Consider the following 16693-nt stretch of genomic DNA (forward strand, 5'->3'; position numbering starts at 1 on the left):
TCATCATTTTATTCCTCGGGGCAGAGACGAAAACGATGGGTGGCTTAACTCTTATTAATTTTCAATTTTTACGATTGACATTTTTCCATTATATGGTCTGTTTCCTTTTGATTCTAAGGCTTTATTCGCACTTCCGATATCATCGAATTTATCATAGAATATGTAATATTTACTGGTGCTTACATCATGGAAAAAATCTACATCCGATCTACCAGAAGCAACCATTTTGGTTACAAATTCATTTCTTCTTTCCGTATCACTATGTACAGCAATGATTAAATAATAGCCACTTTTAACTTTATCGATATTCTTTAAAATTTTAATATTGTTTCCGAGGGTTTCTCCAAAATCAAAATCTTCAGCTTTAAGAGGTGTTTCGCTTAATTTAGTTGTTTGTATTATATTTTTTAATACGGCTCTATCATGGCTGTATCTATCCTCTTCACTGTTATAAGCCGCACGTTTAATACGTTTTCTTCTTTCAATTTCTATAGCCGTTTTAATAGCTTCAAGTTCAGCTACTAGTTCATTTTTTAAATTATTGAATTTCAATTGTTCTGATTTTAATCTTTTTATTTCATTTTTATAAAATAAAGTGATTTCATCTAACGCATATTCTTTATTAGAAGCTCTTTCTTCATAGAGTTGTGTTAATTCATCAATTTTTTCATTTTGTGATAGGGTTACTTCTTCTAAATCTGCTATTATACCATTAAGCTTATTGTTTTCTGCAGTTACACTTTTAAACGGTTTTGGTTGTACTGTAATACCTTGATTACTTAAATTATTTTCTTTTTTGAGGTCTTTGAGATCCTGATTTTTTATATCAACAATTTCTTTGAATTGTTTAAACAGTTGACCTTGAAGTACTTTTGAGTCTTCGGTAACCTTAGTGATATGTAGCATTGATTTAGCCAATTCATCTTTAGGGTTTGCAATAGCATCTTCCTTCGCCTTTTGTTCTGCAAGTAGTTTAGCTTGTGCTTCGGCTTCTTCCTTCGCCTTTTGATCTGCAAGTAGCTTAGCTTGTGCTTCGGTTTCTTCTTTAGCTTTTTGTTCTGCTAATTGTAATGCTTTTGCTTCGGCTTCCTCTTTGGCTTTTTGTTCTGTTAACTGTAATGCTTTTGCTTCGGCTTCTTCTTTGGCTTTCTGTTCTGCTAATTGCAATGCTTTAGCTTCCGCCTCTTCTTTAGCTTTCTGTTCTGCTAATTGCAATGCTTTAGCTTCAGCCTCTTCTTTAGCTTTCTGCTCTGCTAATTGTAATGCTTTTGCTTCAGCTTCTTCTTTGGCTTTCTGTTCTGCTAATTGTAATGCTTTTGCTTCGGCTTCCTCTTTAGCTTTCTGTTCTGCTAATTGTAATGCTTTTGCTTCGGTTTCTTCTTTGGCTTTTTGTTCTGCTAACTGTTGTGCTTTGGCTTCTTGTTCTGCTTGAATTCTTGCTCGGGTTGCAGCTATTTCTTCTGCTTTTTTATCTGCTTCAATTTTATCTAGTTCCGCTTGTACTTCAGCTAATTCTTGTGCTTTTTGTGCTTCAGCTTCTTGCTGCGCTTTTTGTTCGGCTTCTAAAATTTTAGCTTGTTCGTCAGCTTCAGCTTTTGCCTTTTGCTCAGCGGCTAATTTGGCTTGAGTAGCTGCTTGTGTATCTATTTTTGATTTATTAGATGTATTCGTAGCGGCTACTTTAGATTTTGAAGTTTTAGAAACACGACGTCTCTTATTTCCATTAGAAAGGATGCTACTTACTTCATCTTCACGGCTATAATAATAATAGTTATTATTTTTGAATCGGTAGGCTAGGGTAATTTCATGTGCTGATCCAAAGACATCTATATCACCCAATGCTTTTTCATAATTATATTCAATAGCAATTTGTGTGGTAATATTTATTCCAACACCCCCTGAAGCGCCATAAAGTGTATTATATCCTGCTTGTGCCCATATTCCTTTAGGAACGGTTACCATCACAACACCAGAAATAATCGTTTCGTCCTTTTGAAATTCTGATCGGATTAAACTTGTAAACTTACTATTATCAAAAAATCCTCTACTACTCATGTAGCCTGTATACATTAAGTGTGCTTCAATGCTTTGCTGAGGATCATCTTCTATGAGTGCTGAAGATGTAAAATTATAAAGGGCTAAATTGTTTATTGATAATCCAAAATCTAAAAACTCTGTACCGTAATTAATACCAGGATTAATAGTTAGTAAAAAATTCTCTGGTACATTTTGCAGCGAAGGATCATCAAAGTTAGTGACTACGTTTGCAGTATTAACACCGCTTTTGTAAGCACCAATATTAATTCCGAAGGTTAGGTTTTTATCTCGACCAACTTGAGCGTTGTAAGCAAAATTAAGAAGTCCTCCAAAGGTTGTTAAAACTCCATAGTTTTGTTGAAACACACCTAATCCTGCACCAATATTTTCTCCAAATCTACCCGAATAACTTGCTAAATAGGTTAGTGGAGCATTTTCAAATTGTACCCATTCACGTTTGTTATAAAAGCTAATATATTTTGTTTGTTCTCTAACAAAACTAAATGTTGGGTTAATAGTAAATCGGTTAAAGGTTAAAGAATTTCGGCTTGGTATATCAAGAGAAACTACGCCATCATCTTCTTGAGCGTAGAATGTCTGTATAAAACAGAAACATAATATAAAAAGTAAAAACGGTGCTTTCATATTATTTTAATACTGTAATAGTTCCTTTTTTAGTTTGGTTATCGCTTGTTGTAATGATATAATAAAACACCTGATTAATGCTGGTGCTGTTTAAATTGTTTTCTGGCCAATTGTTTTGATAATCATTGGTTTTTAACACCACTTTACCACGGTTGGTCATTATTGTTACTTCGGTATTAGTACCACTAACGTAAGCTGATGGTAAAATCCATGTATCGTTTATTAAATCGCCATTTGGACTGATTATATTTGGAATTTTTTCAACGTCAGGAAAGAGATCTAGCGCTTCTTCAATTGTAAATAAATAAGCTATTGAAGCAGAACACCCTGTCGTTTCTGTAATTACAACTTCGTAATCACCAAATTCTGTTGCTTCAAAAGAAGCTTCAGTTGCACCAGAAATAATTGTACCATTTAGATACCAAACAAATTCTGGGTTTTGAGCTGTTGAGGTCACATTTACGACTAGTGATTCTCCTGAAAACATCTGATTTACTTCTGGTACATCAATAGTACTTTCAAATAATTCACTAACTAATTCTATAGAGCCTGATGCCGAACATTCTCCTAAATCAACTTGTACTGAATACGTACCTGAGGAATCTGTTTGATACATTTGGTCTGTAGCCTCTGGAATTAAATTACCATCTTTAAACCATTGGTAAGAATTGCCACCTATAGTACTTAAGGTGGTGTAGCCTTGTTCTGGACAAAATGGATTTCCTAAACTAGATGAGATTGTTGCGTTAGCTTCACCAGAAACGGCTTCGCTTATGGTAACTCGGTTAGAAAAAGAGTTAGACGTACAGGTTCCGTAATTGGTTTTTACAAAATAAGTCCCTTCAGTATCTACAGATAATGTTGGTCCATCAGCAATATGCGTAGACGTTGTTGGTCCGGTTTCTTTAAACCACTTAAAAGTAAGATTAGGGTAGAGTAGTGGTGAATCGTTAGTTCCGGTTCCGGGATTATCAATACTTAATAAATAACTTCCACCTGAGCAATAGGCACCTGTTGAAACTAAATTGTTTATGGTAAAAGGTGAATCTTGAATTTTATAATACGCTGCAAATGGTACTGATTTAGAACTCGTGGCTACAGGAGCACTAGTTTTAATTCGAATACGGTAATTTTCGCCAGCTGTTGTTTCTGGAATAGCAAAATCTATAGTTGCAGGTGATGTTGTAATTGCTCCTGAAGCAGTTGTATGTATTATTGTTGGGCTTGTAAAGTCGCCATCTGCATCAGACATTTCTATTGTAAATTGATTTGATGCACTTAAAGCCGATTCTGGTGAAAAAATAAAGGTTGTACTATAGGTGTTAAATGATTCACTTGCACAAGCCTGACTAAACCCAAGATTTGGCGTACCAATAACTATTTGCGCTTGGGCACGATTTGATATAAATGTGACAAGTAGGCATAATCCAAGTATGAATTGAGTTAGGGTAGTAGGTTTAAGCATTAGGTTTAGGGATTGTAAAGTTTTATCTATACGCTATATTGGGGTTTGTTACTTTTTATTACGAAATACGTATTTATTGTTATTAATCTTCATCTAATAAATCATTTGAAGCAATAATTTTATTTATTCTTAATCTAAAATCTGGTGAACGGCTATTATTAGAGTCGATGAAAGTTTCAGAATCAGGACCTTTTGAATAGACATTATCAAAAGCTCTACTTCCATACCAACTCTCTAAATCTTCGTTATTTGTGTTTCCTTTAATGTAAATATTTCCTGTACAGTTATTGAAATAAGTTTGTGTAAATTTTATCTTATTTAAATTTTCATTGTTAATTTTGATTCTATCATCAAAATATACAGCAGGTTTAAAACCTGAAATCACACTTTTATGAATATGAAACGTAGTGTCTGGTCCGACAGCTATAGCTTCTTGAACCAAACCAACTTTTATATCTGATTTTAAATCATTACTGACGTTCAGTAAGGTTAAGTTTTCGGCATTGACAAAGGTTTGCTTTTTAGTACTATCTGCATTTTCCTTTATATCATAAGAATTAATTGACATACAACGTGAGCCATCTGGACTAGAGACATAAGGAGATCTTACAGCTAAAGCATTTGATATGTTAGTTTGTGCGCCTAAGTTAAAGTTGTAGTCATTTTTATTTGATCGGTAAGATACGGTTTTCGTTAAGTCAACTTTACCACCTTGAATATCAAAAGAATTTCCTTGACAATAACTAACCATAACATTGTTTATTGTCGTCTTTTGTCCAACTGCAGCAAGTGTAAGTCCACTGAAATAACCAAAGTTTCTTGTGTTTTTTCCGGCGTACTCTATTCTTGTATAAGTCATGATACCAGAATTGCTATTAACGTTTTCTCCACCAAAACTGATACTTTCTGTAGACGATGGGTTTAATCCATAATTAAGAGATGCTACTTTGCCTATAGTATTAATAGGCGCATCTCCAAGAATAAAAATTCCACCCCAATCACCAGGTTTTTTATCTGAATTACTAGAAGTAAAAATAATAGGGTCCATAGGATTTCCTTCTGCAATAATCATTGAACCATTGCTTATCGTTAAAGAACCTTTGGTTTTATAATCACCTAATACAACTGTACCTGCTTCAATAGTGAGTGTGGTGCTGTCTGTAACAAACACATCACCTAAAAGCAAATATGTATTCCTTTTGGTTAATGTTATATTTTCTGTGATGTTACCTGTTAATATTTGTGTTGGCTCATCATAGTTTGCTCTATTAGGTGTAAAGTCGGTCCATGAATCTAGCCAATTGTTATAGCCAGTAATTCCTTTTTCTTGTTGGGCAAATAAATTACCAAACACTAAAAGAAATAAAAGTGAAGTGAGAGTAATTTTTTTCATAATAAGCGATTTTATATAATTTATGTAAGGGTTTTTTTCAACTATTGATATCAAACATAAGAACTTTACCTACGAAACACAAGAAATATCGATGAAATACACAATATTATATAAATAATAGTAAATTTCTTACAAATAAATTCGTTTTGACGAGTAAATAGATGCGTTAAGTTGTTAATCGATGTTTTTTGTAATAAAAAACAATGTATAAAAAAACCTTGACATTTTGAGGTCAAGGTTGGTGAAAAACATGTAATCAAAAACTAGTTAATCCCTTTTATAATCTTCGTAAGTATGTAAAGCTTTTAGGGTAGATTCATAAAACAGAATTGCTGCAATTAAATCTATACTATCTGAGTATGGTAATATCTTTTTTTGGAATTCAATGGTACTATCAAAATAAGATGTAGAAGCGTCAATATTATCTTCCAAAGCTTTTTTATTATCTTTTGTTTCTGGAATTCCTAAGGATTCCATTGTAACACCTGGTTTTGTAGCAAATGCAATATTTGGTAAGATATTTACAATAACTTCAATACGCTCTATATAAAGGACGAGTAAATCTCCTTTTTTCATTTTTTTGAGCTCTTCACGACTGTGATATTTTGAAATATTTACTTTACCACTAATGATACTTTGATAATCCTTATCTTTTTGAGCAAAACCCATAGTTATCATTAGAAAAAAAATAGCACAAAATAAAGTAGATTTGGTATTCATATTTACGCTTTTAAATTAATCTTAATGCAACAAATCTATGCAATTTATTGTATAAAACAACTTATTTAGGCTTTTTTCGTAAAAAAAATTACATATGAAATACCAATTTCAAGGATAAACTACCTTTTTAATTGATTAAATGCATATTTTATCGACAAAGTGCTGTGTGTGTTTTTAGGATGAAGATCAAGCTAATGGGATGATTTTTTTAATAAAAATCACATAAATCAAACGGTGATTTTAAGGCGTTATACGAGTTAATATGGTTTAAAAGTAAGCTTGAGTTGTCATATGCTTTAGTATTCTTCTTGTTCAGCATTTTTATTAATTTAATTTCGATACGTTATTCACTCAAAACTAAAACAAAGCCATGCGTAGCGGTCTGATGGTTAGTATTTCATCGGAAATATATGTTTCTTTTATCGGTTTATCGTAAAAATAATGCGTAGAGGTGATTTTTAAGGTGTTACCATTTTTAAGCACCAATTTTGGTTTATCACAAATACCTACATTTATGAAAAATCAATTCTATTTCTTCAGTTTTATTTGTCTTTTTGGTACATTGAATTTTATCAATGCTCAAGAAACACTTCCTATTTATGATTATGCAGCACTTCAATTAATGAGTTCTGATACCATACCTGACTATGAGTCTAAAGCCAATAAGCTTAAACTTACAGGAATTATATATGAAAGTGATGGCTTAACACCAGCCAAAGACGTGATTCTTTATGTGGAGCAGCCTGATGAAAATGGTGATTTTGACCTAAGAGAAACTAATGATAAGCGTTATGTACATCACAGAAGTTGGGTAAAGACTGATGCAGATGGACGTTACACCTTATATACATTTGTACCAGGTAGTGATAGACGTTATAACCAGTTACAACAAATGTTTCCAATTATTAAGGAATCTTCTAAAGAAGCCTATGAATTAGAAACGTTTCTATTTGATGACGATCCATTATTAACAAAAACATGCCGTAAGCGTATGGCTAAAAAAGGAGATCCATCACGAATTCTTAAATTAAAATCAGTTGATGGTATTTTTGTTGCTGAACGAAATATCACTTTAAAACCTGATGAAGATTCTGCTAAATCATAAATACACTAACCCTATAATTAAACGTCCTTAATAGTATTATGGACGTTTTTTTGTTTTTAATTATACCCCTTTTATCGTTCTCATAATTATACCGCAGTTATATCATTATCGCTTTATGTTTTTTAAAAATAAATTGATTTATAATTTTTAGATGACTTTTAAAAACGTTCTTATTTATAGGTTTTGCGTTAAGCTGTGTAAATTAATATATAGTTATTGGTCTTTCTAAATAAAGAGAATTAATCAAGCTAAACTTATCATGTTAATCTTACAGCAAACCGCATCAGAAACAGTTATAAACTCCGTTGGTAATTACTACAATACTTTTTTAGAAGTTTTACCTAGGATTGCTTTGGGTATATTGGTCATCATTGTGGGTGTACTAATTGCTAAATTAGTGACCAATATTTATAGAAAACGGATATTAAAAAAAGCTAACGATCCGTTAATGGCTCGATTTTTAGCACAGTCAATTAAAATAATTCTCACCTTAATTGCAATTTTAATCGCACTGCAAGTTGCTGGTTTAAGTGGTGTAGCTACAGGTATTTTAACCGCTGCTGGAGGCGCTGCAATTGTGTTAGGTTTTGCTTTTCAAGATATAGGAAAGAACTTTTTAGCAGGTATTATTTTAGCTTTTAATCGCCCTTTTAATATTAATGACACTATTAAAGTAAATGATTTATTTGGGAAGGTTAAGGAATTGAATTTTAGATATATGCATATTAAGACTTTTGACGGGAAAGATATTTATGTTCCCAATAGTGATGTGCTTACAAAGCCGGTTGAAAACTATACGGCTGATGGGTTTTTTAGAAATGATTTTGTAGTAGGCATTGGTTATGAAGATGATATTGAAGCAGCTAAAAAAATTATTCAAACAATCTTAGATAAAAATAATTATATAGTTCATGATGAAGACCATGAGAACTTTGCATTTGAAGATGAACTTGCCGCTAGCACAGTTAACCTAAAAGTGTTCTTTTGGGTTAATACTTTTGATTATAGAAAATCGGCCATTATTGTAAGAGGTAATATCATCAGGGAAGTGAAACAGCAACTTGAAAAAGAAGGTTTCAACCTCCCTGCAGATATTAAAGAACTTAAATTATACGGTAACGAGAAAGACATTCCGTTACGTGTCATTAACGAAATTCAACAATTAGAATCCGATAAGCTTAAATCATGAAATGAATTTACGAGCTCGTAAGATTGTTTGGCAATCTCTAATTCTTCGTTTGTAGGAATAACTAAAACTTTTGTTTTAGAATAAGCAGAGCTAATTTCTCGTATGTTTTTCCCTCTAATTTCATTTTTAGACGAATCTATATCAATACCGAAGTAATCCATATCTTCACAAACGAGATTTCTAATAACATTAGAGTTTTCACCAATACCTGCGGTAAACACAATAGCATCTAAGCCGTTCATTGCTGCTGCATAAGCGCCTATAAACTTTTTAATTTTATAAGCATTCATTGCTAAGGCTAATTTACAATCTTCGTTTCCTCGGGCTGCTTCAGCTTCAATATCTCTTAAATCGGTAAACCCTGTTAAACCTAGCATACCACTTTCTTTATTTAGAATGGTATTTACTTTGTTTAAGTCATAGCCTAAACTATTCACTAAATAAAATATAATCGCATGATCAATATCACCACTTCTGGTTCCCATAATTAAACCATTAGAAGGTGTAAAGCCTAAATTATGATCAATACTTTTACCGTCTTCAACAGCTGTCATACTACAACCATTACCTAAGTGAATGGTAATTATTTTAGATTTTTTAAGTTTTAAGTATTCCAACGCTTTTTCAGATACATATTTATGACTGGTGCCATGAAATCCGTAAACTTGAATCTTATGTTCTTTATAAAGTTTTTCAGGAATAGCATAGCGTTTAGCCTTTTGAGGTAGTGATCTAAAAAATGCCGTATCAAAAATGGCTGCTTGTTTGGCGTCGGGGAAAAGTTTTTCTGCTACATTAATGCCTTCGTAGTTGTTTGGATTGTGCAATGGTGCTAAAACAGAATAGCCTTTTATTTTTTGTTTTACTTCTTCAGTTATTAAAGTCGTATCAGAAAATGAATTTCCGCCATGTACCACACGATGTCCTACAACTTCAATTTCTCTTTTATTTTTTATAACACCATTTTTAGCATCTAATAACAAATTTGCAATATGAGTTAAACCCTGATTATGATTCTCAATGCAATGAGTTTCTCTTATATCAGCATTAGCAGCTTTATAATTAAGAATCGCATCTTTTTGACCAATACGTTCTACTAAACCGCTGCAAATTAATGTTTCAGATGGCATTTGTATGAGTTGAAATTTGATAGAGGAACTCCCTGAGTTGATGACTAATATCTTCATAGTGATGTGTTTTAACTTTAAAATTAAATTCCTTGGGCTTGGATAACGGTTACAATCACCGTATTAAATATATCGTCTGTTGTACAACCACGGCTGAGATCATTAACAGGTTTATTTAAGCCCTGAATTATTGGACCTATAGCTAGAGCTTTAGTTTCTCGTTGAACGGCTTTATAGGTGTTGTTCCCCGTGTTTAAATCTGGAAAAATAAAGACATTAGCTTGTCCTGCGACTTCAGAATTAGGGAGTTTTGATTTCCCCACATTAATATCAACGGCTGCATCATATTGAATAGGGCCTTCAACCTTGAGGTCTGGCCGTTTTGATTTTATAATTTCAGTCGCTTTTCTTACGCGATCTACATCCTCACCAACGCCAGAAGCCCCTGAAGAATAAGAGAGCATCGCAATTTTAGGTTCAATACCAAAAGCGATACTTGTTGATGCTGAAGAAATAGCTATTTCAGCTAATTGCTCTGAGTTTGGGTTAGGGTTAATGGCACAATCACCATAAACTGAGACACGATCCTCTAAGCACATAAAGAAAACTGAAGAAACAATAGAAGTTTCTGGTTTTGTTTTAATAAACTGTAAGGCTGGTAAAATGGTATGTTGTGTAGTGTGAGCGGCCCCAGAAACCATTCCATCAGCATCACCACTATGCACCATCATGGTACCAAAGCAAGACACATCTCCCATTAAATCTTGCGCCATGGCCAGGTTAACGTTTTTGTGTTTTCTGAGTTCATAGAGGGTTTTTGAATAGGATTCAAAATGTTCTGACTCCACAGGATTTATAACATTAACACGATTTAAATCTAAATCAAGATCTAAAGCCGTTAATTTAGCTTCAATTTCTTTTTTCTCACCGAGTAAGGTAATATCAACAGCATCGATATCTATTAATTGTTTTGTTGCTCTTAAAATTCGTTCATCTAAACCTTCGGGTAATACAATATGCTTTTTGTTTGATTTTGCTCTTTTTAGCAAGTTATATTGAAACATTCTTGGCGTAACACCTTTGGTTTTAAAGGTGATTAGACGTTCCATAAGGGCATCTACTTCAACATAGGTTTCAAAATCATTGATTGAGGTTTTTATTTTTTGAGTGTTTTCTGCATAAATTTGAGATTTAATGGCTCCAATTCTATTGGTTACTGAGAATGTGCCGCTTTTTGCAGAAATAATAGGAACAATATCTGAAAGTCCTTCGATAAGTTGAATGATGGACGGTTCAGGTTTTAGTCCTCCCGTTAATACAACACCTGAAATAGAAGGGTAATTCTCTGAAACATTAGCTTGTAAAGCACCTAAAAGAATGTCAGCTCTATCACCAGGTGTAATCACCAAAGAATTTTCTTTTAAATGCGTAAGGTAATTAGGAAGCTGCATAGCACCAACACTATAATTACCTGCTAGGTTATTAATATAAGCTTCACCAAATAGGACTTCAGCACCTAAAACATCTACTATTTCTTTAATAGATGGATTGGCCAACAAAGGATTGAGTGGAATAGCATTAGTAATCACATCAGAAGGTAAACTAGCATTTAATTCAGAAATGATGACATCGCGGTTTTGAGGTTCTACTTTATTAGCAATTACAGATAAAACTTCAACACCTTTGTCTTTAAATGAGTCAAAAGCCATGCGTAGATTACTAACTAGATCTTTATTGGTTTTACCAATACCACTTGCTAAAATAATTGCTGGAACACCTAAGTTTTTAGCAATTAAAATATTGATGTCAAACTCAATAATGGTGCCTTCACCAACAAAACTGCTGCCTTCAATTAATATAAAATCGAAACGTTCTTCAATGGCTTTATACTTATCAATAGTTTTACTGATAATCTCATCGTCTTTATCGTCGTTCTTTTTCTTAATAACTTCACTTCTTGTAAAAGCGTAAGCATCTTCAAATTTTAAATCGAGATTAAAATAACTGATAATAGTATTAATATGATTATCTGTTTCTCCAGCTTTTAAATCGTCTATAATAGGTCTGAAATAACCAACCTTGGCTGCTTTACCTAGCAATAGTTGCATTAGCCCTAAGGACATTATTGATTTACCACTATTTGGTTCTGTTGTGGCGATGTAAATGGCTTTGTTTGTTGCTTTTTTGTTCATGTTTTAAAGAACTGTTAGATATTAAATGCTTCGTAAAAGATTGCAATGCAAATTTAAGGATTGTGTCATTTTAAGTTATGAGTTTTATCATGTTTTAGATTGAATTTTATCACTAAAACCTTATAAAATCAGCAAGTTTCACACATTAAAAATTACAAAATTTTTTTAAATTAATAGTAGATAACCTTAATAAAATCTGAATTATATGATTTTATTTTTTTTTATTAATTAAATCTAGGAAAGCCTAATTGTAAGCGTTAACAGTACTTTATAAGTTACTTAAAGCAACTAAATTAGATGTCAATAGTAATTTGCTTTAAGGTCTGTTTTGTTTTAGACTTTTGAAATGTTTCTGGTGATTTAGACAAGTCGTTCTTAAATACATGCTGTCTCAAAATCTTTTGAATATCAGCATTATCTTTCTGAGGAATTAGAAAAGCATTCAAATCATCGGTATGATTTATAGGTGTTTGGTTATCAATAAAACCATAACCTAGATATTCACCATCTTTTATCATAACAAAAGCTTCTTCATTGGCATTTCGGCCTTTTTCTTTTGTTATAATTGTATCTTTTTGATGTGACATATATGAAATTGCGTCAAGTACCCTGTTGTTATAATCATCAATAGCTTCTACATTTTTGCAAATGCCTTTACAATTTTTTATATTATAATGTGAACATTCTGAAACAGCTTCTTGTAAATGACAGTATTTAGGACATAAATTATATTGTAAACAGATGTTTTGAAGATAAGCACGCATCGTTCTGATATCAAAAAATGTGATAAGTGGTTGCGGAACTAAGCGGCCTTTATTATTGGCTAAGTGTAAGATGCCTTTTCGGTCTTGGTATGAGAAAATAGCATAAGATTGAATGCTGCGCTTAGCAACCTTATTATATTTAGGAAAATGCTGTTTAATTGCTGCGTCTTCCATTAATAAAGCCACTAATTCACTGCCAGAAACTTCAAAATCAATATCACCGGTTTCACGTACCATGTCTAATGACTTTTGGGCTTTACTGTAGAAATGACTTAAAACACGTTTCTTTAAATTGATCGCTTTACCAATATAGATAATCTGACCTTTTTTGTCTTTAAAATAATAAATACCTGCTTGGTTGGGTAGTGCTTCAAATACGGCTTTTGGAAGGTTAGGAGGCAAGGTGGCTTCTCTAGAATTCTTGTTTAAAAATTCGGTGAATACAGTTTCTGCTTCAGGTTGTTGAAGTAATATTTTAAATAAGATAACGGTAGCTTCGGCATCACCTCTAGCACGGTGGCGATCTACTAAATTAATATCTAAAGCCTTACATAATTTGCCTAAACTATAAGAACGATGTCCAGGTAATAAACGTCTCGATAGTCTTACTGTACAGAGTTTCTTGCGACTAAAATTAATACCAAGGCGTTTAAATTCGCCTTGAATAACGTTGAAATCAAAATTAACATTGTGAGCTACAAAAATGGTATCCTCAGTAATGCTTAAAACTTGCTCGGCGATTTCCTTAAATACGGGAGCATCAGCAACTAAATGATTATCGATTCCTGTGAGTGCCGTTATATGTGAAGGAATAAAACTTTCCGGATTAACAAGACTTGTAAATTCATCTATTATAGTATTGCCGTTATACTTAAAAATCGAAATTTCTGTAATTCGGTTGCTGCTTCCTGTGGTTTCAACATCAATAATAGTGTAATTCATTTTTAATTTTGAAGAGTTCTAGATGGTAATATAATTGCTAAAATTATTTTAGAACTTACAAGTTACTTAATTTTTATTGGGAATCTCGTTTTTTAACGTCGTTTAAAATTTGAAATAAAGTGTATACAAGTAGTATTTCTCGCTTCAATTTACTTGTTCAAGTAATTTATACTTTCTTTCAACTAATGCACTACGAATTTCTCCAAGAGGTTCTTCCTCTATTTGTCTGTTTAATTTTAAAAGCTTATTTGCAAATTCAAGGAAACTTTCCGTTTTCATAAAGGAGTCTAGCCATTGGGTAAAATCAGTTAATTCTACTTGATTTTTTGAGTATTTAAAATGTTTTATCAGTTGTTCGTGTTCCCATTTTATTTGTTCTGACTTATTAAGTAGCAAAGGTGCTTTACCTAAGAACATATCTAATAGGAGTGTATTAGAGAAGAAGGTTTGTTTGATTTTCTTTTCAGCTAATTGGATACGTTTAGTTTTGTACAATGTAACAGCCCACTCAAATAATATAATGGGATGTTCAGAGTCCTCTGGAAAGTTTTTACTAAACCAATTAAAGTATCTTAAGCTGCCTGTGTAATCTTGAATTTTTAGATATAGTTCAGGGGGTAGATACCGAAGACCTCCACTATCATGATGGAATCCTCCCCAGTGTTTCTTATCTGCAGCAAGCCCTTTTTTAATTTTGGCTATTTTTCGCTTTACACTTTCAATTTGCTTTTCTGTCATTAATTCTAAGGCATTTTTAGCAATTATTACAACAATAATATTTGGTATAACAATAAAGTAAAAGTAGCCTTATTTTTTAATAGCAATGGGTTTCAGTTTAATAATATGAAGCGCATCTAAAACTTTAATAATTAGATAAGTGATATCAATTTCATACCATTTATAGCCAAAGTTAGCTCTGCTAGCAAATTTATGATGGTTGTTGTGGTAGCCTTCGCCCATCATTAAAAAATCGAAACGAAAAATATTTTTACTGGTGTTTTTCATTTTAAAATTCACATAACCGTAAATATGACCAAACCAATTTATAATTACCCCATGAATAGGCGCCATTAAAAATGTAATTGGTAATAATAACCATTGCCACCAAGCGGTTACAAAAAGTGCAAAGAATAGCACATAGAGTGACATCCAGAGTAGGCGTGAAAATCGTGAACTTGCAAAACGGTCAAAACTTTTCCATTGTGGGACGTTTTTAGTGAACCGAGAATCGACTGTAATACGTTGTTGATTTATATCCTGATAGATGGTTTTTGTCTTCCACATCATGGCAAACATATTGTCATCATAAGCCGGAGAGTGTGGGTCTTTTTCTGTATCAGTATACGCATGATGCATACGGTGCATGATGCCATAACCATAGGCGCTTAAGTAACTAGAACCTTGAAAAATCCATGTGAGAATAAAGGTGATGCGCTCCGTTGTTTTAGACATCGTAAAGACTTGATGCGCAGCGTAACGGTGCAAAAAGAAGGATTGAAAAAATAACCCTCCATACCAAAGCACTAAAACAAAAATGACAATTACCATAGTTTTTTTGTGCAAAGATAAATTGAGGATAAGCTCTAAACAATGAACCTAAATTAATTAAATGGGCTAAAGTCTAAATTGAAACTCTTCTTATTGTTTCATCAACTTAAACATATATCTTGTTTAGATTTATTTGCAAATAAAAAATGACGACCCATCAATAATACGTAATAATTTATTAAATTTGTACGTAAAATAAGTTGTTATGGACAAAAAACTTACATTAAGTTTAGATAATACAATTATAGAAAAGGCAAAAAAATATGCAAAATCTAATAATGTCAGCTTGTCTAAACTAATAGAATCTTATTTAGCAACACTTACTAAGCAAAAAAGAGATTCAACGAAAATAACACCTTTAGTAGAAAGTTTAAGTGGTGTAATATCACTAGATAAAGATCTTGACGTAAAAGAAGCCTATTCAGATTATTTAATAGAAAAATACAAATGAGTAGGTTATTAATTGACACAAATATCGTCATAGATTTACTTTCAAAAAGGGAAAAGTTCTATGATGAAGCAGCAAATTTGTTTTCTAGAGCAGATAAAAAAGAATTGGTCTTAGCTATTTCATCGTTAACATTTGCAAATACGAACTATATTCTGTCAAAATTAAAAACGGCAAAAGAAGCAAGAGAAATATTAAGAAAGTTTAAGGTTCTTGTAGAAGTATTAAGTTTAGATGATAAAATAACGGAATTAGCATTGGGTGACGACAATTTTCTTGATTTTGAAGATGGACTTCAATATTACTCTGCATTAGAGAATCAAATTGATGTCATAATAACAAGGAATAAAAAAGACTTTAAAAATTCGAAAATTCCTGTTTTAAGTGCAAAGGAATTTTTAGCTCGAAGCTAATATTACTGATTAATTTAATCTATAAATTATTAAACACGTTTTCGAATTCTGCTCAAAGCCTGTGCTGTAATCCCAATATAAGAACTGATATATTTTAAAGGAATTACTTTTAAAAGTTCGGGACGCTCTTTAAATAATTTTAAATAGCGTTCTTCTGCGGTAAGATTTAACAGGTTCTGTTCGCGCTTAGATTTTAATAAAAAAAGACGTTCTGCGGTAAGTCTACCAATAAGATTTCCAATTTGAGTAGTTTTGTAAACATCTTGTAAGTCATTGTAAGTTATACTTAAAATGGTTGTTTCTGTTAGCGCTTGTAACTGATAAGCCGAAGGTGTTTGGGTTAAAAACGAATCATAAGCACTTACAAATTGGTCTTTAAAACTAAATCCGAAGGTGATTTCTTTATCTGGATTATCTTTTGGAATAAATAAACGTACCACACCAGACTCTATAAAAGAAATATGATTCTCTATCTCATTAACTTTCACAAAAATAGCTTTCTTTTTTATAACACGACGTTGTAATTTCGATATAAAGAACTCCCAATCCGACTGAGAAATCGTAGCAATTTGGTCTAAGTGGTCTTTTATTTGTTCCAATATTATTGATGCTAATCATTAGTTAAAACAAATATACAGATTCATTCATACCTAAAAATAAAATATTCTATAAAACAACTTCTTAATTTCACTTTGAGCAAGTGCA

The 16693-nt window shown here is 32.2% G+C and carries 14 protein-coding genes; 4 read left to right on the plus strand and 10 right to left on the minus strand.

Going from position 1 to position 16693, the window contains the following annotated elements; genetic code table 11:
- Positions 1-54 precede the first annotated feature (54 nt).
- From HM982_RS13900 to HM982_RS13915, 4 genes are all read right to left on the minus strand, one after another.
- Positions 55-2682, minus strand: a complete 2628-nt coding sequence (locus tag HM982_RS13900) for a PorP/SprF family type IX secretion system membrane protein (RefSeq protein ID WP_179353853.1) — start codon at positions 2680-2682, stop codon at positions 55-57.
- A 1-nt stretch (position 2683) separates the two neighbouring features.
- On the minus strand, positions 2684-4147 hold the full coding sequence (locus HM982_RS13905) for a T9SS type B sorting domain-containing protein (protein ID WP_179353854.1): 1464 nt from the start codon (positions 4145-4147) through the stop codon (positions 2684-2686).
- Between the two features lie 82 nt (positions 4148-4229).
- A complete protein-coding gene (locus HM982_RS13910; RefSeq protein ID WP_179353855.1) occupies positions 4230-5540 on the minus strand; it encodes a hypothetical protein in 1311 nt (436 codons plus the stop codon).
- A 267-nt stretch (positions 5541-5807) separates the two neighbouring features.
- Complete coding sequence (locus HM982_RS13915) at positions 5808-6260, minus strand: hypothetical protein (protein WP_179353856.1); 453 nt, start codon at positions 6258-6260, stop codon at positions 5808-5810.
- 514 nt (positions 6261-6774) lie between these two features.
- Here HM982_RS13915 and HM982_RS13920 point away from each other — a divergent pair.
- The gene (locus tag HM982_RS13920) at positions 6775-7365 is read left to right on the plus strand and encodes a peptidase associated/transthyretin-like domain-containing protein (protein ID WP_179353857.1); all 591 of its coding nucleotides are present in this window, start codon (positions 6775-6777) and stop codon (positions 7363-7365) included.
- Between the two features lie 259 nt (positions 7366-7624).
- The gene (locus HM982_RS13925; RefSeq protein ID WP_179353858.1) at positions 7625-8554 is read left to right on the plus strand and encodes a mechanosensitive ion channel family protein; all 930 of its coding nucleotides are present in this window, start codon (positions 7625-7627) and stop codon (positions 8552-8554) included.
- Here the strand turns inward: HM982_RS13925 and HM982_RS13930 are convergent.
- From HM982_RS13930 to HM982_RS13950, 5 genes are all read right to left on the minus strand, one after another.
- Positions 8521-9741, minus strand: coding sequence for an acetate/propionate family kinase (locus HM982_RS13930; RefSeq protein WP_179353859.1), 1221 nt, complete (start codon positions 9739-9741; stop codon positions 8521-8523). The genes HM982_RS13925 and HM982_RS13930 overlap by 34 nt on opposite strands.
- Before the next feature lie 23 nt (positions 9742-9764).
- The gene (gene pta / locus HM982_RS13935; protein ID WP_179353860.1) at positions 9765-11873 is read right to left on the minus strand and encodes a phosphate acetyltransferase; all 2109 of its coding nucleotides are present in this window, start codon (positions 11871-11873) and stop codon (positions 9765-9767) included.
- Between the two features lie 293 nt (positions 11874-12166).
- Entirely contained in the window at positions 12167-13579 is a 1413-nt protein-coding gene (locus HM982_RS13940; protein WP_179353861.1) for an exonuclease domain-containing protein, read from the minus strand.
- A gap of 144 nt (positions 13580-13723) precedes the next feature.
- Positions 13724-14317: a hypothetical protein gene (locus HM982_RS13945; protein ID WP_179353862.1), complete on the minus strand. Its 594-nt coding sequence runs from the start codon at positions 14315-14317 to the stop codon at positions 13724-13726.
- A 69-nt stretch (positions 14318-14386) separates the two neighbouring features.
- Positions 14387-15127, minus strand: coding sequence for an acyl-CoA desaturase (locus HM982_RS13950; RefSeq protein WP_179353863.1), 741 nt, complete (start codon positions 15125-15127; stop codon positions 14387-14389).
- A gap of 205 nt (positions 15128-15332) precedes the next feature.
- Between HM982_RS13950 and HM982_RS13955 the strand changes: the two genes are divergently transcribed.
- Together HM982_RS13955 and HM982_RS13960 are read left to right on the plus strand one after the other, a co-directional pair.
- A complete protein-coding gene (locus HM982_RS13955) occupies positions 15333-15578 on the plus strand; it encodes a DUF6364 family protein (protein ID WP_179353864.1) in 246 nt (81 codons plus the stop codon).
- Positions 15575-15988: a type II toxin-antitoxin system VapC family toxin gene (locus HM982_RS13960; RefSeq protein ID WP_179353865.1), complete on the plus strand. Its 414-nt coding sequence runs from the start codon at positions 15575-15577 to the stop codon at positions 15986-15988. The genes HM982_RS13955 and HM982_RS13960 overlap by 4 nt, the downstream gene beginning before the upstream one ends.
- Positions 15989-16017: 29 nt before the next feature.
- Here the strand turns inward: HM982_RS13960 and HM982_RS13965 are convergent, their stop codons facing one another.
- Positions 16018-16587, minus strand: coding sequence for a Crp/Fnr family transcriptional regulator (locus tag HM982_RS13965; RefSeq protein WP_179353866.1), 570 nt, complete (start codon positions 16585-16587; stop codon positions 16018-16020).
- Between the last annotated feature and the right edge of the window lie 106 nt (positions 16588-16693).

This window comes from Winogradskyella vidalii, assembly GCF_013403955.1.
GTDB classification, from domain to species: domain Bacteria; phylum Bacteroidota; class Bacteroidia; order Flavobacteriales; family Flavobacteriaceae; genus Winogradskyella; species Winogradskyella vidalii.